The organism is Streptomyces longwoodensis (genome assembly GCF_001514125.1).
Lineage (GTDB): Bacteria > Actinomycetota > Actinomycetes > Streptomycetales > Streptomycetaceae > Streptomyces > Streptomyces longwoodensis.
The window spans coordinates 887562-906513 of the sequence record NZ_KQ948550.1 but is presented as its reverse complement, the minus strand read 5'-3'; the positions used below and the strand labels follow the sequence as shown (position 1 = coordinate 906513).

Sequence of the window (18952 nt, the reverse complement as noted above, 5' to 3'; positions counted from 1 at the left end):
CGACAGTGTGCGGATGCGCGCAGACGCTCGGACGGCAGAAGGCGCGCTGGCTCCACCTGTGTCAGGGATTTGCGCAAGCCGACACATCGGGACCACGACACCGACGCAAGAAGCGCAAACGGCTTGCGCGGAGGGAGGGGTGCTCACCGGACGGCGGGGCGCCGACCGAGGCGCCGTCGGCGACCTGAACGCCGACGGTGCCCGGTCAGGTTCCGGTGGCGGGCACCACCGTCAGGTGGCTCGCGCGACGGCGCGGGCGGCGGGTTCCCCGCCGGGCGGGGGCGGGGCGGGTCTCGCGCAGGACCAGGGTCAGCCGCGTACAGCCCAGGGCCCGCAGGGCCGGCGGCGTCTCCTCGACGACCCGGCACTCGGTGGCACCCCAGCGCGGGTCGGGGTGCACCAGTGGGCGGACGGCGCCGTCGTGCTCCACGGCCGCGGCGCCGACCGCGCGGATCCAGTGCGGCAGGCCCTGCCGGAAGGCGGCCTCCATGATCGGGTCCTGGGCGATCTCCCGGCGGATGGCCTGGAGCCCGTGGTCCTGGCCGTGCGTCTCCACGGCGGACGCGAACTGCGCGAGCGCCGGCAGGAACCAGCTCGACTCGAACGCCCCGAGGACCCCGGCGGCGTCCGGGTGGAAGAGGACGAACCGGAGGAAGTTGTCGCCCGGCATGGCCGTCGGATGCGGACCGACCTCACGGAAAAGTGACTCGAAAGCGGTGTTCGCCAGGACGACGTCCCAGCGCTGGTCGAGCACGACGGAGGGGAAGGGGACGGCCTCCAGCAGCGCGGCGTAGTCCTGGAGGTACGCCTCGGCCTCGGGGCTCACGGGGACGAGCCGCGGCGCGGGCCGCTGCTCACCTGCCTGATATGCCATCGGGAGGTCACCCCTCTTGCCTGATGCGGCCTTCTCGCGGCGCCCCGATCCTGCTGCCCCGACGCAAGGCATGTCAACTATCGTGGCATTCGGCGCTTGTTGACGGCTGAAATTGGCCACAGTTGTGGCGAGACCTGGCTGCGGGTCGGGAACACCCGTTACTCTCCGGGCAGTTCACGGCGGCCGTCCGCGCCTGGCGCGTGCCGGTGAGCGGGTGGTGAGAGACGTAGGAGACCTGTCGGTGACGGATGACCTTGAGGTTCCGGACGCCACGGCGACGGCTTCGCTGTCGGCCGTCGTCACCCGTGTCACCGCGCTCGCCGACCGGCTCGGCGTGCCGCACGCGGAGGTCTTCGACACCGGCCGGCTGTCCGTCGCCTCCGGTGTGCCGGAGTCCGTGGTCAAGGCCCTGCTGAGCGGCCGGCCCGCCGGGGAGCCCGACGTGCAGGCGCGCTTCCTGCAGCGGCTGGACCTGCTGCGCCGCACCCGGCTCAAGCCCAACGGGCGCAAGTACACCCAGCAGGAGATCGCCGACGGCGCCGGCATGTCGCGGCAGCAGGCGGGCGCCCTCATCAACGGCGACCGCCGCCCCACCATGGAGCACTGCGACGCCCTCCAGCGCTTCTTCCGGGTGCACGCGGGGTTCCTGACCGCCGAGGACCCCGAGGCGCTGGCCGGCGCCCTGCAGCACACCGAGCAGGAGCTGCTGCAGCGGCTCGCGGAGCGCGAGGGGGCCCCGGACGACCCGCTGGAGCGGCTGCTCCAGGACCACGGGGTGCGCGGGATCGCCTGGCGCGCCGCCCAACTGCCCACCGACCAGCACCGCGACAAGGTCGCCGAGTGGCTGGACATGCTCCTGGAGAGCGTGAAGCGGCCCGAGACGTGATCCGGGGGAGGACCGTGGGCATCGGCAGGGACATGCGCCGCCTGTGCGACGAGCTGGTCACGGAGCTGGATTTGCCCGCGCCGGCGCCCCCGGAGGCGCTCTACGGCGCGCTGTGCGCCGCGATGAGCCGGCGCCGCGGCCGCCCGGTCCACTTCCGTACGGCCGCCTTCCCGGCCGGCACCGCGAGCGGGCTGTGGCTCGACCTGACCGACCGGGACCTGGTCGTCGTCGAGGAACGCACCGCGCCCGACCACCAGTTGGTGATCCTCGGCCACGAGCTGTGGCACATGAAGGCCGGCCACCACGGCCACGACCTCGGGGGCGCCACGGTCGCCGCGCGCGGTCCGGCCGGCGGGGCCGGACCGGAGGCGCACCCGGAGGAACTGGCGGAGACCGTGCGCCGGGTCGCCGCCCGCACCCGCTTCGACCGGGCCGACGAGAAGGAGGCCGAGAGCTTCGGCCTGCTCCTCGCCAGCAAGTGCCGCACCTGGCTCACGGACTCGGCCCCGCGCGAGCGCGGCCGGCGCGACCACCTCGCGGGACGGATCGAGGCGTCGCTGGGGTACTTGGGCTGACGGCCCGCGCCACCCGAGGGGTGCCGGCACCCACCTGACCCCTCCTCACCTGCGGTTTCCTTCCCTTCTCGGCTGCGTCGGGCGGGTGAACCGGCGCGAGCGCGAGGGGCATTGTCAGTGGGGCGCGGCAAGCTGGGGGGTGCGCCGTCGTGTCGCGGCGTACGCGCCGTCCGGGCGCGTGGGAGCCGATGCCGACGCGGGGAGAGCCGACCGATGCCCACTGCCGTACTGACCGATCGCGAGCGCACCGCCGTCCAGGCCTACCTGCGCCTGCTGCACACGGTGCGCGCCGCGTTCGGGGACACCCAGGACGAGATCCCGGGGGACGACCGCTCCGAGGCGTCCGGTCCGCCCCCGTACCGGCTGCCGCCCGTGGTGCCGCCCTCGGTGCTCGCGGAGGCCGAACAGGCACTGGAGCGGGCGGGCCTGACGGGCAACGAGGAGGCGTTCTTCCGCCTGCTGGGGAGCTGGTGCCCGGAGGGCTGACGGGGCGGGCGCCCCCGGACCGGGAGCGCCCGCGCGCGTCCGGGTCGGGGTCCGCTCGGTCAGCCGTGCGGCACCGTGATCGCCGTCGCGACCAGGCCCTGTCGGACCGTCCAGCGGCCCTCGAAGCGGTCGACGCGGCGGCCGCCGACCACCGGGCCGGGGACCAGCAGGCGGGCGTGCAGCGTGCCGTGCGGGGGGAGGCCGGGGGCCGCGCCGGGCGCCGGCGTGATCTCGATGTCCGCCTCGGAGAAGTCCAGCCACAGCCGGGTGAGCGGGAACCACGCCTTGTAGACGGACTCCTTGGCGCTGAACAGCAGCCGGTCCCAGTGGACCTGGGGCCGCTCGGCCGCCAGCCGGTCCAGCCGCTCGGCCTCGGCGGGCAGCGCCACGGCGGACAGGACGCCCTCCGGGAGCCGGTCGTGCGGTTCGGCGTCGATGCCGAGCGAGGCCAGGTCCGCGGCGCGCACCAGCGCGGCGGCGCAGTAGCCCTCGCAGTGGGTCATGCTGCCGGTCAGCCCCTGCGGCCAGGTCGGCGCGCCCCGCTCCCCCGGCAGCACGGGCTGCGGCGGCACGCCCAGCTTCTCCATCGCGCGCCGGGCGCAGGAGCGGACCAGGGTGAACTCGCGGCGCCGCTTGGCGACCGCCCGCGCCACCAGCGCCTCCTCCTCGGGGTACAGCGCCGCCTCGGCAGGCACGCCGTCGACCTCACCGCCGTACGCCTCCACGGCGACGACGGACTGGGGCAGCAGGTCCTCGATCACGCGCGGCCACCGTCCTTACGGCCACCGTCCGTACGGCCACCGTCCGCGCCGTCACTGGTGGTACGACGAGCATCCGCCGGGGCCCGATCCGGTGTGTGGGGCAGGATGCGGCGCAGCCGTCCTGGCGGGCCGGGGCGCTTGCGCCACTCGCGGGGGTAGCCCACCGACACCTCCTCGAAGCGGATGCCCTCGTGCCAGGTGGTGCGCGGGATGTGCAGGTGGCCGTAGACCATGGCGGCGACGCGGAAGCGGCGGTGCCAGTCGGCGGTGAGCCGGGTGCCGCACCACATGGCGAACTCCGGGTACCAGAGCACCTCGGTCGGGTGCCGGTCCAGCGGGTAGTGGTTGACGAGCACGGTGGGCAGGTCGGCGGGCAGCGCGGCCAGCCGGGCCTCGGTCTCGGCGACCCGGGCCCGGCACCAGTCGTCCCGGGTCGGGTAGGGGTCGGGGTGCAGCAGGTACTCGTCGTTGCACACCACGCCGGTGCCGTGCGCGTACGCCAGCCCCTCCTCCTTGGTGGCGCAGCCCGCCGGGAGGAAGGAGTAGTCGTAGAGCAGGAACAGCGGGGCGACGGCGACCGGTCCGCCGGGGCCCTCCCAGACCGGGTACGGGTCCTCCGGGGTCGTGACGCCCAGGTCGCGGCAGACGTCGACCAGGTGGGCGTAGCGCTCGGTGCCGCGCAGGGTGACGGGGTCCTTGGGGTGGGTCCACAGCTCGTGGTTGCCCGGCGCCCAGACGACCTTGCGGAAGCGGCTCGCGAGGGTCTTCAGCGCCCACCTGATGTCGGACACGGTCTCGGCGACGTCCCCCGCCACCAGCAGCCAGTCCTCGTCCGACCCGGGGCGCATCTCCTCGACCAGGGCCCGGTTCTCCGGGTAGCCGATGTGCAGGTCACTGATGGCCAGCAGTTCTCCGGCGCCCACGCCCGTCGACCCCACCTCGCGCCCCCCGCAGACGATCCCAGGCGCCCCTCGTGGGCACACATATGCCACCACGACAACACATCCACGGGCCCGCGACAAGAGTGGATCAGGCCGGGGGCGGGCGGTACGCCGGGCGAATCCGTAACACGCGCGTTGCACGCGCACCGTCCGGGAGGTCGTATGATCGCCCCGACACCACCGCCTCCCGCTTCCTTCCCGCAGGCGGTTCGGTGCACCTCCACTTCCCCCTGCCCGGGCCGGGCCTGCTTCGCCCTGCCCGCCGACCGTGAAAGGCGGCCTGCATGGTCTCTCGCGTACGCGTCTGGCTCAACCGCACGTACGCGGAGAACGTGTTCTTCATGGATCAGCTGCGGAGGAATCCCAGCGATCGTGCGGTCGAGATCCACGCCACCCACGGCGACCCGGACTCGCCGGTGCTGGCCGCCGCGGACACCGCCGACCTGGAGCCGGAGGGCCTGTCCCCCGCCGCCTACGTCGAGTACGCGCTCGACCAGTGCCGGCGCCGCTCGATCGACGTGTTCGTGCCCCGGCTGCACCAGGCGGCGATCGTCGCGCACCGTGCGGACTTCGCCGCGGCCGGCACGGCCCTGCTCGCGCCGCCGCCGGAGGCCGTGGCGCTGTTCGAGGACAAGGTCGTCGCCTACGAGGCCGTGCAGGCGATCGGGGTGCCGGTGCCGCCGTGGTGGCGGGTCCGGACCGCGGACGAACTGGTCGCCGCCGTCGAGGAGTTGGAGGGCGCCGGGCACAAGGCGTGCTTCAAGCCCGCGTCGGGCGCGGGCGGGGTCGGCTTCCGGGTGGTCACCCGCACGCCCTTCTCGCTCACCCACCTCACCGGCTTCCCCGGCCCGTACGTCCCGCTCGACCTGGTGGTCGAGGCGCTGCGGTCGGCCGACGAGCCGGTGAACTGGATCGTGATGCCGCGCCTGGAGCAGCCCGAGGTGTCGGTGGACTGCCTCACCGGCCGCGACAACGTGCTGCGGATGGCGATCGGCCGCACCAAGAACGGGCGCCGGCGCGGGTTCACGCTGCACGAGCAGTGGCTGGAGCCGGCCCGCCGCATCGCCGAGGGCTTCGGGCTGCACCACCTGTCCAACGTCCAGTTCCGGATGTTCGGTGACCGCCCGGTCCTGATGGACGTCAACACCCGGCCGGCCGGCGGACTGCACCAGCTCGCCCTGTGCGGCGTCAACGCCCCTTGGGCGGCTGTGCAGTTGGCGCTGGGCGAGGACCCCGGCACCGTCGAGCCGCCGTTCCTCGGGCAGGACTACACCGTGGTCTCGGGCGCCCGCCCGCTGCGCCCGGTGACGCTGCCGCAGCAGCGGACGGCGGAGACCGGGCCCCTGCTGCCCGCGGTCCCCGCGCCCGCCGACGCGGTGGAGCCGGCCGCCCAGGCGCCGCTCCCGCTCTGATCCCGAGGACGGCTCAAAAGACGCTTCTTCGGCACTTCGCCCACCGGTATGGACCAATCCCGTCCTGACGCTTGACACCTGGATTGGTCCATACCACTTTGGTTGCGCACCACTCGGCACGGCCCCCGTGCCACCTCGCACTTCCGTGCACTCCCGAACCACCCCACTGTCTCCAGGGAGATCGCGTGCGCTCCATACCCCCCAGACGCCCCGTGCGCCGGATCCTCGGCCTGCTCGGCGCGGCCGCCCTCGCCGTCGGCGGCGCCGTGGCCCTGCCCGGCACCGCCCAGGCGGCCAACGTCCTGTCCAACCCCGGCTTCGAGTCGGGCGGTCTGTCCCCCTGGTCCTGCACCGGCAACCTCGGCTCGGTCGTCTCCTCCCCCGTGCACGGCGGCTCCAAGGCGCTCGCCGGGGCCGTCACGTCGAGCGACATCGCCCAGTGCAGCCAGACCGTCGCCGTCAAGCCCAACACCACGTACGCACTGACCGGTTGGGTGCGCGGCTCCTACGTCTACCTGGGCGTCGACGGCGGTGCCTCGAGCTGGACGTCGTCGCCGTCGGCGTACAGCCAGCTGTCGGTGTCCTTCACCACCGGCGCCTCGCAGACCAGCGCGAAGATCTACGTGCACGGCTGGTACGCCCAGGGCACCTACTACGCCGACGACATCAGCCTCGACGGGCCCGGCGGGGGCGGCGGTTCCGACACCCAGGCGCCGACCGCGCCCACCGGCCTGACCTCCACCGGCAAGACCTCCTCCAGCGTCTCGCTGTCCTGGGGTGCGGCCTCGGACAACGTGGGCGTCACGGCGTACGACGTCTACAGCGGCTCCAGCCAGGTGCTGAGCGTGTCCGGGACCAGCGCCACGGTCAGCGGGCTGTCGCCGAGCACGGGCTACACGTTCTCCGTCAAGGCCCGCGACGCCGCCGGCAACACCTCCCCGGCGTCCAACTCGGTGACCGTGACGACCAACGCGGGCACGGGGGGCGGCACCGGCTTCAAGCAGGCGGCGCCGTACCTCTACGAGGGCTGGGGCGACCCGCCGAACCCGGCGACGGTGATGAGCGCCACCGGCATCAAGTGGTTCACCATGGCCTTCGTGCTGGACTCCGGCGGCTGCACCCCCGCCTGGGACGGCAGCCGGCCGCTGACCGGCGGCGTCGACCAGACGGCGATCAACCAGATCCGCTCGGCCGGCGGTGACATCGTCCCGTCGTTCGGCGGCTGGTCGGGCAGCAAGCTCGGCGCCAACTGCTCCTCCGCGAGCGCCCTCGCCGGGGCCATCCAGAAGGTGATCGACGCCTACGGCCTGAAGGCGATCGACTTCGACGTCGAGAACACCGACGAGTTCGAGAACGAGGCCGTCCAGGCGAAGATCCTCACCGCGCTGAAGACGGTGAAGACCAACAACCCCGGTCTGCGGACCATCGTCACCTTCGGCACCTCGACGACCGGCCCGAGCTACTACGGCAACCGGCTCATCGAGCAGGCCAAGTCGCTGAACGCCGACATCGACGTCTTCACCATCATGCCGTTCGACTTCGGCGGCGGCTCGGACATGTACGGGAACACCGTCAACGCGGCGGAGGGGCTGAAGAACAAGCTGAAGTCCACCTTCGGCTGGGACGACGCCACCGCCTACGCACACATCGGCATCTCCGGCATGAACGGCCTGTCCGACCAGCAGGAGAACACCACCACCGCGATCTGGACCCAGATCCGCGACTGGGCCAACGCGCACCACATCGCCCGGCTCGCCTTCTGGTCCGTCAACCGTGACCGGCCCTGCCCGGGCGGCGGGGTGACCTCCAACTGCTCCGGCATCAGCCAGAACAACTGGCAGTTCACCTCCATCACGGCGGGCTTCACCGGCTGAGCCGGAACCCCCTCCCCGCACAGCGGTTCCCCCGGTCCCAGGACCGGGGGAACTTTTTTTCGCGGTTTTTTCGCGGAAGGTGTATCAGGGGCCGGGGCCGGTGCTCATAGGAGTGAAGAACACGGGGGAACCACGGGGGAACGGGTCCACGGGGGGCCTACGGGGGAAACCACGGGGGACCAGGGGGAAGCACCACCCGAGGGGGGAACGGGGGAAACGGGGGGCCGGGTCGGTCGGTCGCTGTCACGGGGAGCGACCGGCCGACCCGGAGGTGCGTCCGCCCCCGGGCGGTGCCGCACGACCTCCCGGTCAGCCCTTCTCGGCGCGGCGCAGCCGCAGCGTGAGGATCTGGAAGGGGCGCAGGGCGATCCGGACCCCGCCGTCGTCGCCGGTGGCGACGTCCGCCCCGGCCCCGTCCCCGGGCAGCGGCCGCTCCAGCAGGTCGGTGATCTCGGCGCCCGCGAGCGGGAACCCGGTGCGCAGGACACCCCGGGCCCGGCCGCCACGCGACTCGTAGAGCCGCACGACGACGTCCCCGGACCGGTCGTCGGCGAGCTTGACCGCCTCGACCGTCACCCCGCCGCCGTCCACCGAGACCACCGGTGCGGGGGCGCCGGCCGCCTCGGCCACCCGCAGCGGCAGGTTGAGCGCGTAGCCCTCGGCGACGGCGTCCGCGATGCTCGCGCCGGGCAGCAGCGCGTACGTGAAGCGGTGGCGCCCCTGGTCGGCGCCCGGGTCCGGGACGCGCGGGGCGCGCACCAGGCTGAGCCGGACGGTGGTGGTCGTGCCGCCGTCCTCGCGGACCGTGCGGGAGACGTCGTGGCCGTACGTGGAGTTGTTCACGACGGCGACGCCGTAGCCGGGTTCGCCGACGTGCACCCAGCGGTGCCCGGAGACCTCGAAACGGGCCGCCTCCCAGCTGGTGTTGGTGTGGGTGGGGCGCTGGACGTGGCCGAACTGGATCTCGGCGGAGGAGTGCGCGGCGCGCACGTCCACCGGGAAGGCCGCCTTGAGGATCTTCTCGGCCTCGTGCCAGTCGAGGTCGGTCTCCACGTCGATGCGGGGGCTGCCCGCGCGGACGGTGATCGTCTGGGTGATCCGGGAGCCCTTGCCGAAGGCGCGCTCCACGCGGACGGCGCCGACCAGCGGGTCCTGCTCGACGACGGTGACCGGCGCGGCGTCCAGCAGGTCGGTCCAGCGGTTGCGGTAGTGCTTGTCGATGTCCCAGGCGTCCCAGTGGTTCGGCAGGTCGGTGTGCAGGCGCAGCAGGTTGCCGACGCCGGCGAGGACCTCGCGCCCGGCCCGCAGGTCGTACACGGACGCCAGGGTGCCGTCGTCGGCGACCCGCACGCGGACGAGCCCGTTGTCGAGCACCCGCCCGTCGCCCGAGGCCGTGACGGTCACCGGCTGCGGCGGTGCGGCGTGGGTCAGCGGCGCGCTGCCGCTCGCGGGCACCTCCACGTACGCGGGTGCGCCGTCCGGGGTGCGGACCACCTCGGCGCGGTCGTAGGGGCTGGTGTTGAACACCCGCGGGCCGCCCGCCCCGAGCGCCGCCACCGCCTCGGCCGTGAGCGCCTGCAACTCCCCCGCGACGCGGGCGTACTCGGCCTCGGCCTCGCGGTGCACCCAGGCGATCGAGGAGCCGGGCAGGATGTCGTGGAACTGGTGCAGCAGGACCGTCTTCCACAGGCGGTCCAGCCGCTCGTACGGGTAGGCGTAGCCGCCCGGCGCGTGCAGCGCGGCCGTCGTCGCCCACAACTCGGCCTCGCGCAGCAGGTGTTCGCTGCGCCGGTTGCCCTGCTTGGTGCGGGCCTGCGAGGTGTAGGTGGCGCGGTGCAGCTCCAGGTACAGCTCGCCGACCCACACGGGGGCGTCGGGGTACTCGGCGCGGGCCTTGGCGAAGAACGCGTCGGGGTGCTCGATCTCGACCCTGGCCGAGCCCTCCAGGTCCCGCAGGCGGCGGGCCCGCTCCATGATCTCGCGGGTGGGGCCGCCGCCGCCGTCGCCCCAGCCGAAGGGGGCCAGTGAGCGGTGGGCGCCGCCCTTCTCGGCGTAGTTGCGCACCGCGCGGGCCATCTCCTCGCCGGTGAAGGAGGCGTTGTAGGTGTCGACCGGCGGGAAGTGGGTGAAGATGCGGGTGCCGTCGATGCCCTCCCACCAGAAGGTGTGGTGGGGGAACCTGTTGGTCTGGTTCCAGGAGATCTTCTGGGTGAGGAACCACTCGTTGCCGGCGAGCACGGCGAGCTGCGGGTAGGCGGCGGTGTAGCCGAAGGAGTCCGGCAGCCACACGCCCTTGGTCTCGATGCCGAAGTGCTCGATGAAGAAGCGCTTGCCGTGGACGAGCTGTCGGGCGATCGCCTCGCCGCCGGGCAGGTTGCCGTCGGCCTCCACCCACATGCCGCCGACCGGCGCCCACTGGCCCTTCTCGACCGCCGTCCGGATGCGGGCCCACACCTGGGGGTAGTGGTCGCGGACCCACGCGTACTGCTGGGCCTGGGAGCAGGCGAAGACGAACTCCGGGTACTCCTCGGCCAGCGAGGTGACGTTGGAGAAGGTGCGGGAGGTCTTGCGCCGGGTCTCGCGGACCGGCCACAGCCACGCCGAGTCGATGTGCGCGTGGCCGACGCCGGAGACGACGTGCGCGCTGGCGTGGGCGGGCTTGGCCAGCACCGGCCGCAGCGACTCGCGCACGGCGGCCGCGGAGCCGGCCACGTCGTCCAGGTCGAGCAGGTCCATCGCCCGGTCCAGGGCGTGCGTGATCTCGTGCCGGCGCGGGTCGTGCTCGCCCAGCTCCAGCATCAGTTCGCGCAGCACCTGCACGTCGAGGTCGAGGTGCCAGACGTCCTCGTCGAGGATCGCGAGGTCGGCGCGGCGGAAGGTGTACAGCGGGCGGTCGCCCGCCGTCAGCACGTCGCCGAGCGGGGTCGGCGCGGCGAAACCGTCGGCCAGGATGTCGGGGTTGGAGGCGGCCTCCACGAGGTGGTCGACGGTCTCGCCGCCGGCCGCCGGGTGGGCGACCGGGACGTACTGGTTGAGCGGGTTGACCGCCTTGAGCGGGGTCCCGTCGGGGAGGTGCACCAGGGCCTCGGCCTGGTTGCCGGGCCAGCCGCCCACGAAGCCGAGGTCGATGACCGTCTCGACGCGCCGGCCGGCCCACTCGGCGGGCACGGTGCCGCGCATCCGGAACCAGGTGGTGCCCCACGGCGGCCCCCAGGGGGTTCCCGGGGCGAACGGCTCGTAGGGCGCGGCGGCGGCCTCCTCGAAGGGCACCGGCTCGCCCGGCGCCTGCCAGGCCCGCACGTCCAGGGGGACGGTGGCCGCGTGGACCGCGGGCTTGATGCGCTGCTGGTGGAGGCGCTCCACACGCGCCTCGATCCGGCGGCGTTCGTCGTGCATGAGGGGCCTCCTGGGAGGTGGCGGCGGGAGCACCCACCGGGGAAGAGCGCTGTCCGCGCGGCGGTCTACTTCAGATAGTCCAGCCCGGGGTGGACGGCCCGGTAGCCCTCGACCAGGCGACGGGCGACGTTCACCGAGTCGACGAGCGGGTGCAGCGCGAACGCCTTGACCGCCGTGGCGCGGGAGCCGGACTCGGCCGCGGCGAGTACCTCGCGCTCGACGGCCTTGACGGAGCAGACCAGCCCGGTGGCGTGGCCGGGCAGCGGGTCGACGGCGACCGGGTGCGCGCCGCTCGCGTCGACCAGGCAGGGCACCTCGATCACGGCGTCCGGGTCCAGGGCCGCCAGGGTGTGCCGGTTGCGCACGTTGAGGATGAGGGTGGTGCGCTCGTCGCGGGCGATGGCCCGCATCAGGGCGAGGGCGACCTTCTCGTAGCCGCCGGAGAGGTCGTCGGCGTCGCGCTCGCCGGCGCCGGCCGTCTCGCGGTTCTCGGCCATGTAGGTCGCCTCGCGCTCGGCGCGGGTGCGGTCCCACAGCTCCAGGGCGCTGGTGCCGGGGTTCCCGACCTCGGCGTAGAAGCGCGCCTGCTGGTCGCGCAGGAAGGCGCCGCGGGTGCGTTCGGCCTGCTGGTAGGAGTGCACCGCCTCACGGTTGAAGTAGTAGTAGTGCAGGTACTCGTTGGGGATCGCGCCGAGCGAGCGGAGCCAGTCGGCGCCGAAGAGCTTGCCCTCCTCGAAGGAGCCGAGCAGGGCCGGGTCGGCGAGCAGCCGCGGCAGTTCGTCCCGGCCGGCCACGCGCAGGCCGCGCACCCAGCCGAGGTGGTTGAGGCCGACGTAGTCGATCCACGCCTGCTTCGGGTCGGCGCCGAGCACCCGGGCGATGCGGCGGCCGAGACCGACCGGGGAGTCGCAGATCCCGATGACCCGGTCGCCGAGGTGGCGGGACATGGCCTCGGTGACGAGGCCGGCGGGGTTGGTGAAGTTGATGACCCACGCGTCGGGGGCGAGGCGGGCGACCCGCCGGGCGATGTCCACGGCGACGGGCACGGTCCGCAGACCGTAGGCGATGCCGCCCGCGCCGACCGTCTCCTGGCCGAGCACGCCCTCCGCGAGGGCCACCCGCTCGTCGGCGGCGCGGCCCTCCAGGCCGCCGACGCGGATGGCGGAGAACACGAAGTCGGCGCCGCGCAGGGCCTCGTCGAGGTCGGTGGTCGCCGTGACCCGGGGGGCGTCGTCGACGGCCGCCGCCTGTTCGGCCAGGACCCGGGCGACCGCGGACAGCCGGCCGTCGTCGAGGTCGTGGAGCACGACCTCCGTCACCCGGCCCTCGCCGCGGTCGGTCAGCAGCGCCCCGTACACGAGCGGCACCCGGAACCCGCCGCCGCCCAGCATCGTCAGTTTCACGCCTGCACCTCTCCTGCCGCGGCCACCTCGACGCCCGCCTCCTGCGGGGAGGACCGGGCCGCCGCGTGCACCGGGGCGTTCGTCACCAGCACGTCCAGGTCCTCGGGGCCGCGCACCGTCGCCGTCCCGGTACCCGGATGACCGTTGCGATCCTTGCACGGCACGGCGGCGGCCAGCTGCGCACCGGGGCCATCGGCCCAGCGGACCGGTTCTGGTTCCTGGCTCCTCCGGTCCTAGGCGTCACCGCGGGAACGCGTCCCTCGATTCTCGGTGGCGAAGGGCACGCCCGCCGCTCGGCCGCACGGGGCGCCCGGGGACCCGGACGAGCCGCTAGGTCGTGTCCGCAAAGTCCCGTCGTCCGCCCGGAGGGCGGGCCCTGCGGCGTCCGGTGCGTGCTCTCGGCGTGCCGGGCGGACATCCGCGTACTGGCCGTACTCGGGTGTTCGCCCGGTGCGGCGAGAGTGCGTGCCGGGCGTCGCGGGGCAGGCGGGACTTTGCGGACACGGCCTACGGGGTGAAGACCTCGTCGAGGCGGTCGATGGCGCCGTCGGCACCCAGGTGATATTGGAAGACGAGCCCGGAGTTCGGGTTGGCCTCCAGCCAGTCGAGGAACTCCTGCACGCCGATGTGCTGGTTCTCGGTGCTCTCCACGATGGGGTTGGTCACGGTGACGTACGCGGCCTGGTCCATCGGGATGAACGTCTCCTTGCCGACCGTCTCGAACGGCGGGCCGTCGGAGTCGGGCGATCCGCAGCCCCAGTTGCCGTGCTTGACGATCAGGCTGAGGGACCCGCCCTCGGGGGTGTAGCGGTAGACCGCGACCTCGTCGGGCGAGATCGGCATCTTGTGGTCACAGCCGTCGTCGTCCCCGCCGGACCCCGCGGCGATGGGTGACGCGGTCGGGCTCGATGCCGGGGACTTGGCGGCGCCGCCCCCCGAGCCCGAAGTCGCCCCGCCGGCCGGCTTCTTGCTCGCCGCGGCGGTGGCCGCCCCCTTGCCGCCGGTGCCTGCCGACCCGGTCGGGCTGGTGCCGGCGCCCCCCGCCTTCGTCGGGCTCGCGGTCGTGCCGGCGTCCACGCCCGCGCCCGCCACGTCGTCGCCGTTGCAGCCGGTGAGGACGAGCGCCCCCACCGCGCAGGCAGCCAGTGCGGCCGCCCGGACGGCGCCCGGTCTGCGGCGGCTCTTCTTCGGTGTCACGTTCATGTGGTGTCCCCCCTGGTGTCCCCAGTACTGGTGTGTCTCGACAGCTCGCCGCAAAGGACGACTTTCGGCCGCCGTCAGTTGCACGGCTGCGCGGGTTGTTCACGCCTGGCCGTCCGTCGGACGGACGTCGCCGTGCACCGCGCGTCGCCTTCGCCTCCGACGGTGGCCTGTTTTCGCCCGCTGACCCTAGCGTGACGGCGCGGTCGTGTGGGCGGGGAGCGGTCTTCTTCCACCCGGGAGAGCCCGCCGAGGGCACCGCGTGCGAGCCAAGGGCACCGCGTGTGACGCGTGCGGGCGGGCCTCGGGAGAGTGTCAGGTCCATCATGCCTGCTGGGGGGCGGGTCCCGGTAGGACGAAGGGCACGCCCGAACGGCCTTGTTGCGGGCGGTGCCGCGACCGCAGACTCGTCGTCATCCTCCCTCCGGCCCAGGTGCCGGCATCCGTCATCGGCTGCCGGCGCGTTCGCCGTGCCGTCCCGCCGTGGGACGTGCGCCGGCCGGAGGGAGCGGGGACGAAGGGGATCGATGGACCAGGACATGGTGATGCTGGCGAAGGTCAGGCTGCTCAGCGCCAACCGGCGGGTGGTGCGGGGCACCGAGGGGCTGTGGGCCTACCGTCTGCTGACGCGGGTCGAGCCCGAGGTGTACGGATCGAAACTGGCGTACGTCCTGGTGGAGGAGAGCCGCTCACCCTCGGTGCGGGAGCTGCCCGAACGCAGGCTGGCCCTGCTCGACGAGGCCGTGGAGGTGGCGAAGGCCCTCGACACGGCGAACCCCTACCGGGAGAAGGTGCTGCGGAGGGCGCTGGAGGCGAGGGCGCGCCTCGGGTCGTAGCCGAAGGGGTGGCCCCCGGCCTGGGTGAGGGGCCCCGCCCGCGCAGCGGCCCCGCAGGCAGGAGGTGCAGGGTTCCCCTGCGGGCCCGCGGGGCCGGTGCATGGCTCAGGTACCCCGCGGTACGCCCGATACGCCCGATCCCTCCCGACGGGCGTGTCGGCGCCCTCGCACGCGAGGGGGGCCCGGCCGTCATCCGGCCGGGCCCCTTCGCTTCGTACGACTCACGCGGGGCGCGCTCCTCGCGCCGGGCGTCCTCCCGCTACCAGCGGTACCAACGGCCCTTGCGGCCCCCACCGTCCGCGGAACGGACGACGAAGCCCAGCAGCCACACGACCAGGACGAACACCGCGATCCACCACAGGGCCTTCAGCGCGAACCCCGCACCGAAGAGGATCAGCGCCAGCAGCAGAACCAGAAGCAAGGGAACCATTGTCATCAACCTCCTGGCCCACCACTGCCCTTGCTTCCGCACCACAAGCACGCAGGACGCGCGTTAGTTCTGCGGGATCCCGGGCAGGTGCGGGCGGCCCCCCGGCGGTGCTCAGCAGTTGGTCACGTAGTGGACCCACGACCAGTCGGCGACGTCGTCGTTGTCGTACGCGCCGCGGTCGGTCCAGCGGACGATGAACTGGTTGTCCCTGAACTGGGCCCGCGTTCCCCTGGTCTGGTTGTTCTCCCATGATCCGTCGCCGAACCAGGGGATCTTGTACGAAGCGCAGGCGTACATGTCGATGACGTCGCCGGAGCGGTAGGGGTCGCTGTAGGCGCAGAAGTGGCCGTAGCCGCAGGTGTACGCCGCCGCCCCGGGCGAGACGCCCTGACGCGCGCCGGCCGTGGTCGGCAGGGCCAGCGTCAGGACGGCTCCCGCTCCCAGTCGGATGCGGTTGGCGGCGACCTGCGTGCCGCCCACCTCGGCCAGGTACGCATCGGCGCGGTCCTGCAGCGTGTGCGCTTCGGCGGCGGTCAGTCCCAGCGCCTCGGCCTGCGCGGCGAAACCACCCGCGGGGACCGGCGCGGCCTCGGCGGTGGCCGTGCCGGTCAGTGCCAGGACGGCGGAAAGACCCGCCGCCGCGGCCACGAGGCCCCGGGCGCGAACTCGCCCTCGACGGCCCGGGTGCTGTCGTTCTCCAGAGATCATGTGCGGACTCCTCCGGAAGGACCGAGCGGCCACTCGGTCCCGCCTGTCGTGCCGGTGATGCCGGAAGGGACGGCCCTGATCGGCGGCGCGGTCACCGCGGTCGACGGCCTCGGTGCGGCTGTGCGGCCGTGCCGCTGTGCGGCTGCCTGCCCGGTCCGGGTCGCACAGTCGACGCTAGGCGTGGCCCGCCACCCGTGGGCACCACGGTGCGCACGGTGACTCCCCAGATCGCGCACGGCGTCCCTCCGGCCGGTCGACGGCATCGGTGGGTCGCGCAGTGGCCCTGCGTCGTGCCCGGTCTACTTGCCGCCGCTGTCGGCGGGTTGGAAGGTGACGTCGATCCAGTCGTTGTCCGTCAGGCCGAGGCCGTCCCAGAAGGTGCCGTCGGCCAGGTCGATGCCGGCCGGGTTGGCGACCCTGCGGCCGAACTCGTCGAGGCCGTCGTTGTAGCCGGACTGGTAGGCCGCCTGCGACTCGGGGGTGCCCTGGGGCAGGTCGTACCACGACTGCCGCTGCGTGGGCGGGTTCCAGTAGTCGTCCCGGGTGTTCCAGGGGCCGACGTCCCACACGGGGGCCGTCTCGCACCGGCCGGTGCGCGCGTAGCACAGCCGCACCTGGTACTCGGTGCCGCCCTTGGAGGCCAGCATCCGCCGCGACGGCAGTGCCACGAAGTGGTCGCGGGAGCGGATGACGTGGCCGTTGGCGGTGGTCTGCCCGGTCAGGCCCTCGCGGGTGGCGAAGAGCCGGTACGTCGCGGGCTCCGTGCCGGTCGTGTCCTCGTTCGGCCGGGTGTCGGACCGGTCCGGTTCGGCGTGCACGGTGACGTCCGAGACGACCGGGGAGGCGGTGGCGCTGCCGAGCAGGGTGAGCCGCACCTGGAGGACGGAGACGACCTCCGGCAGCCGCAGACCCCCGTCGGCGTCGGGGGTGCTCCACTGCGTCCACCGGCCCGGGCGGGCGCTGCCGCGCACCTCGGTCACCAGCTGGGTGCCCGCGGGCACCTCGGCCTGCCGGCTGACGGTGAAGGTGCTCGCCTCGCGGCCGAGGCTCTGGGCCGGCGCGGTGTACACGGCGTACGCCTTGCCGGCGGCGGAGCGGGTGCTCGCCCGGCGGTCGGCGATGGTGAGACCGTCCGGGCGGTGGCCGGTGTTGTGCTGGTCGGCCGTGGCGGCGTCGAGGTCCACGGGCCAGTCGTCCGCCGGCTGCGTGGCGGCGGACGGTGCGCCGGGACCGTCGGCGGCCCCGGCGGTGGCGGGCGGGAGGCCGGCGACGACGAGCAGGGCGCACAGTCCGCGTATGAGTCTGCGGGTGGTGGAGGGCACGAGGGATCTCCCCAATCGGGCTTCGCGGGAACGGATGGCTCTGATCGAAGCCCTACCGGCCGGGGTCGCGCGCTGCCATCCCGGGGCGTTCCGGATGCCGCCGTCCGGGTCATCACCGCTGCTCCTTGCGCCGTCCGCGCCACGGCCCCGGAGAGGAAGTGCCGCGCTTCTGCTACGACGCGCGGGAGGGCGGCCGACAGATGTGCGCGACGGCAGGCATACCCCTGCCGTCCCGGGGCACCAGCACATCGACGGCTCGGCTCCCCCTCCGAGCGTTACGGCCCCGCCACCTTCCCCCCGTGGCGGGGCCGCCCCCTTTCCCCGCATCCTCTCCCCGGCACATGCGGACGGTCCCCGCCTCTCGAGGAGTACGGGGACCGTCCGCAGCAGGCGCAACGGGCGCTGCGGTCCATCGCGTTGCCGGGCGCGCAAGGGGTGAGACCGGTGATCGGTGCTCACCGGGACTCGTCGTAGGGGTCGCGGCTGCCGTACTTGGCCAGGCCCCGGCTGATCATGTAGCCGACGGTGAGGACCACGATGTACAGCCACGCCTTGTCGGCGCGGAAGTAGTCGGCGTGGCCGTCGTTGTCCCCGACGACCATGGAGGCGATCAGCACCGCGACGACCGCGGCGACGTAGGAGAAGAACTCGGTCGTCTTGAAGGCGGCCTTCGTCTCGGTCGACAGCCGGCGCGTACGGTGGACGGCCGCATCGGTGCCCGCGTGGTGGCCTGCGTTGCCGACCGGGTTCACAGCGCTCATGAAGGAGGCACCTCTCGCATCGTGCGAAGCTCCTGGAGCGCTCTGCGGGTAAGAACAGCGTCAACCCGTGCCCATGACAATCTTCAGCCGGAGGGTGCCGGCACCCCGCCGGGCCGAACCCGCCCCGAGTGGCCCGAGTTGTGAGGCGTGAGGGGTCCGCGTTGACGCGGGGCCGAGCCGGTGGCGAGGATGACGCGGGATGACAACTGATGAGCTGGACAAGGGCGTTGCTGTGGAGATGACGGTGCTGCAGTGGCACCTCATCGACGGCAGTGTGGACAATGAGGTCTCGATGGCTGCCGTGGACGGCCGCGACGACGACGTCGAGGCCGGGCACGCCGTCCGCGAGGCCGGCTGGAGCCAGGTGGCCGGCTGGTCGGCCGAGGTGCCCGGGTCCGGCGGATGGCCCCCGGACGACCGACGTGCCACGGTGACGTTGACCCGGGAGCAGTGGCGGTTCGTGGTCCGCGTCCTCGACGAGTGGGACAACGTCGGGGGCTCCGAGGCTGACGGGGAGTCTTGGCCGCGACTCCGGGAGGTCATCGTCGCGGGTGCGGGAGACGGGTCGGCGTAACACCGGCAGGGGTCCACTCGCCGGCACCCCCGCTCCCCAGTCGGCGGTTCACCCAACCCCCGGTGCGCGGCCGGCCCCGGCCGGGACCGCGAGGTGCCCGATCATGGTCAGTCCGTCGGCCGGGTACTCCACCGTGCGCGTCGTCACCGTCGTCACCGTCGTCATGTGAGCGACCGTAGCGATCGGCCGGCCCGGCGGGACCGGTGTTCTGCCGCCGGCAGAGTGGTGTGTACGACGCCCGGGGGACCGTCCTCCGATCGGCGGAGCGGGCGCGACTACAGGCCGCGGTGGGCCGCCCACAAGGCTCCGGCGCGGCTGGCCGCGTCGGCCACCAGGGCCGCCGGCTTCGGGTGTTCGGGGACCGGGAACGAGACGTAGGCGCCCCGCCCACCGGCGACCGGACGGCCGTATGCCTTCACGGCGAGGTGTCCGTCCGGGAGCAGCCGGACGTTGAGCGTGGTGAGTCGGAACGGATCCTCTCACCCGAGCCCCGGCTCCCGCCCGTGGCAGCGG

Annotated in this window: 17 protein-coding genes and 2 pseudogenes; 7 read left to right on the top strand and 12 right to left on the bottom strand. The window is 73.5% G+C overall.

Features of this window, described 5'->3' with window-relative positions; genetic code table 11:
- Positions 1 to 205 precede the first annotated feature (205 nt).
- Entirely contained in the window at positions 206 to 874 is a 669-nt protein-coding gene (locus AQJ30_RS08835; protein ID WP_067230738.1) for an MmyB family transcriptional regulator, read from the bottom strand.
- Between the two features lie 241 nt (positions 875 to 1115).
- Between AQJ30_RS08835 and AQJ30_RS08830 the strand changes: the two genes are divergently transcribed.
- The 3 genes from AQJ30_RS08830 to AQJ30_RS08820 all read left to right on the top strand — a co-directional run bounded on the left by AQJ30_RS08830 (position 1116) and on the right by AQJ30_RS08820 (position 2821).
- Positions 1116 to 1760, top strand: coding sequence for a helix-turn-helix domain-containing protein (locus AQJ30_RS08830; RefSeq protein WP_067230735.1), 645 nt, complete (start codon positions 1116 to 1118; stop codon positions 1758 to 1760).
- Positions 1761 to 1792: 32 nt separating this feature from the next.
- On the top strand, positions 1793 to 2335 hold the full coding sequence (locus tag AQJ30_RS08825) for a toxin-antitoxin system, toxin component (protein WP_067231048.1): 543 nt from the start codon (positions 1793 to 1795) through the stop codon (positions 2333 to 2335).
- Between the two features lie 213 nt (positions 2336 to 2548).
- Positions 2549 to 2821 (top strand): hypothetical protein, encoded by a 273-nt coding sequence (locus tag AQJ30_RS08820; protein WP_067230733.1) that lies wholly within the window; start codon positions 2549 to 2551, stop codon positions 2819 to 2821.
- A gap of 59 nt (positions 2822 to 2880) precedes the next feature.
- Here AQJ30_RS08820 and AQJ30_RS08815 read toward each other — a convergent pair whose 3' ends face one another.
- Positions 2881 to 3582, bottom strand: a complete 702-nt coding sequence (locus AQJ30_RS08815) for a 4'-phosphopantetheinyl transferase family protein (RefSeq protein WP_067230730.1) — start codon at positions 3580 to 3582, stop codon at positions 2881 to 2883.
- Positions 3579 to 4520, bottom strand: coding sequence for a metallophosphoesterase family protein (locus tag AQJ30_RS08810; protein WP_079083922.1), 942 nt, complete (start codon positions 4518 to 4520; stop codon positions 3579 to 3581). Before AQJ30_RS08810 ends, AQJ30_RS08815 begins: the two co-directional genes overlap by 4 nt.
- Before the next feature lie 287 nt (positions 4521 to 4807).
- Between AQJ30_RS08810 and AQJ30_RS08805 the strand changes: the two genes are divergently transcribed.
- Both AQJ30_RS08805 and AQJ30_RS08800 read left to right on the top strand, forming a co-directional pair.
- The gene (locus tag AQJ30_RS08805) at positions 4808 to 5935 is read left to right on the top strand and encodes an ATP-grasp domain-containing protein (RefSeq protein WP_067230724.1); all 1128 of its coding nucleotides are present in this window, start codon (positions 4808 to 4810) and stop codon (positions 5933 to 5935) included.
- Between the two features lie 185 nt (positions 5936 to 6120).
- The gene (locus AQJ30_RS08800; protein WP_067230721.1) at positions 6121 to 7809 is read left to right on the top strand and encodes a carbohydrate binding domain-containing protein; all 1689 of its coding nucleotides are present in this window, start codon (positions 6121 to 6123) and stop codon (positions 7807 to 7809) included.
- 309 nt (positions 7810 to 8118) lie between these two features.
- Here AQJ30_RS08800 and AQJ30_RS08795 read toward each other — a convergent pair whose 3' ends face one another.
- The 3 genes from AQJ30_RS08795 to AQJ30_RS08785 form a co-directional block, all read right to left on the bottom strand.
- Entirely contained in the window at positions 8119 to 11205 is a 3087-nt protein-coding gene (locus tag AQJ30_RS08795) for an alpha-mannosidase (RefSeq protein WP_067230718.1), read from the bottom strand.
- A gap of 65 nt (positions 11206 to 11270) precedes the next feature.
- Positions 11271 to 12608 carry a 6-phospho-beta-glucosidase gene (locus tag AQJ30_RS08790; protein ID WP_067230715.1) on the bottom strand — a complete coding sequence of 446 codons (1338 nt, stop codon included), beginning with the start codon at positions 12606 to 12608 and terminating at the stop codon, positions 11271 to 11273.
- A gap of 507 nt (positions 12609 to 13115) precedes the next feature.
- A complete protein-coding gene (locus AQJ30_RS08785; protein WP_067230713.1) occupies positions 13116 to 13811 on the bottom strand; it encodes a hypothetical protein in 696 nt (231 codons plus the stop codon).
- A 524-nt stretch (positions 13812 to 14335) separates the two neighbouring features.
- Here AQJ30_RS08785 and AQJ30_RS08780 point away from each other — a divergent pair.
- A complete protein-coding gene (locus AQJ30_RS08780) occupies positions 14336 to 14644 on the top strand; it encodes a hypothetical protein (RefSeq protein ID WP_067230709.1) in 309 nt (102 codons plus the stop codon).
- A gap of 259 nt (positions 14645 to 14903) precedes the next feature.
- On the opposite strand, the gene AQJ30_RS08775 is transcribed toward AQJ30_RS08780, so the two are convergent.
- From AQJ30_RS08775 to AQJ30_RS08760, 4 genes are all read right to left on the bottom strand, one after another.
- A complete protein-coding gene (locus AQJ30_RS08775) occupies positions 14904 to 15074 on the bottom strand; it encodes a hydrophobic protein (protein WP_067230707.1) in 171 nt (56 codons plus the stop codon).
- 111 nt (positions 15075 to 15185) lie between these two features.
- Positions 15186 to 15782, bottom strand: a complete 597-nt coding sequence (locus AQJ30_RS08770) for a hypothetical protein (protein WP_159052312.1) — start codon at positions 15780 to 15782, stop codon at positions 15186 to 15188.
- A 299-nt stretch (positions 15783 to 16081) separates the two neighbouring features.
- Positions 16082 to 17104, bottom strand: a complete 1023-nt coding sequence (locus AQJ30_RS08765) for an SH3 domain-containing protein (protein WP_211278943.1) — start codon at positions 17102 to 17104, stop codon at positions 16082 to 16084.
- Positions 17105 to 17559: 455 nt separating this feature from the next.
- A complete protein-coding gene (locus AQJ30_RS08760) occupies positions 17560 to 17865 on the bottom strand; it encodes a hypothetical protein (protein ID WP_067230702.1) in 306 nt (101 codons plus the stop codon).
- A gap of 199 nt (positions 17866 to 18064) precedes the next feature.
- Between AQJ30_RS08760 and AQJ30_RS08755 the strand changes: the two genes are divergently transcribed.
- Positions 18065 to 18439, top strand: a complete 375-nt coding sequence (locus AQJ30_RS08755; RefSeq protein WP_067230699.1) for a hypothetical protein — start codon at positions 18065 to 18067, stop codon at positions 18437 to 18439.
- 54 nt (positions 18440 to 18493) lie between these two features.
- Here AQJ30_RS08755 and AQJ30_RS37800 read toward each other — a convergent pair.
- Together AQJ30_RS37800 and AQJ30_RS08750 are read right to left on the bottom strand one after the other, a co-directional pair.
- Positions 18494 to 18595, bottom strand: a pseudogene (locus tag AQJ30_RS37800) (dienelactone hydrolase family protein); the annotation flags it as partial.
- Positions 18596 to 18714: 119 nt separating this feature from the next.
- Positions 18715 to 18909, bottom strand: a pseudogene (locus AQJ30_RS08750) (hypothetical protein); the annotation flags it as partial.
- Between the last annotated feature and the right edge of the window lie 43 nt (positions 18910 to 18952).

What these genes read in the sequence shown, in the direction of transcription:
- AQJ30_RS08785 (WP_067230713.1), bottom strand. Translation starts at nt 13,811, where the DNA reads ATGAACGTGACACCGAAGAAGAGCCGCCGCAGACCGGGCGCCGTCCGG.
- AQJ30_RS08760 (WP_067230702.1), bottom strand. Translation starts at nt 17,865, where the DNA reads ATGAGCGCTGTGAACCCGGTCGGCAACGCAGGCCACCACGCGGGCACC.
- AQJ30_RS08780 (WP_067230709.1), top strand. Translation starts at nt 14,336, where the DNA reads ATGGACCAGGACATGGTGATGCTGGCGAAGGTCAGGCTGCTCAGCGCC.
- AQJ30_RS08805 (WP_067230724.1), top strand. Translation starts at nt 4,808, where the DNA reads ATGGTCTCTCGCGTACGCGTCTGGCTCAACCGCACGTACGCGGAGAAC.
- AQJ30_RS08835 (WP_067230738.1), bottom strand. Translation starts at nt 874, where the DNA reads ATGGCATATCAGGCAGGTGAGCAGCGGCCCGCGCCGCGGCTCGTCCCC.
- AQJ30_RS08755 (WP_067230699.1), top strand. Translation starts at nt 18,065, where the DNA reads ATGACAACTGATGAGCTGGACAAGGGCGTTGCTGTGGAGATGACGGTG.
- AQJ30_RS08795 (WP_067230718.1), bottom strand. Translation starts at nt 11,205, where the DNA reads ATGCACGACGAACGCCGCCGGATCGAGGCGCGTGTGGAGCGCCTCCAC.
- AQJ30_RS08820 (WP_067230733.1), top strand. Translation starts at nt 2,549, where the DNA reads ATGCCCACTGCCGTACTGACCGATCGCGAGCGCACCGCCGTCCAGGCC.
- AQJ30_RS08770 (WP_159052312.1), bottom strand. Translation starts at nt 15,782, where the DNA reads ATGATCTCTGGAGAACGACAGCACCCGGGCCGTCGAGGGCGAGTTCGC.
- AQJ30_RS08775 (WP_067230707.1), bottom strand. Translation starts at nt 15,074, where the DNA reads ATGGTTCCCTTGCTTCTGGTTCTGCTGCTGGCGCTGATCCTCTTCGGT.
- AQJ30_RS08825 (WP_067231048.1), top strand. Translation starts at nt 1,793, where the DNA reads ATGCGCCGCCTGTGCGACGAGCTGGTCACGGAGCTGGATTTGCCCGCG.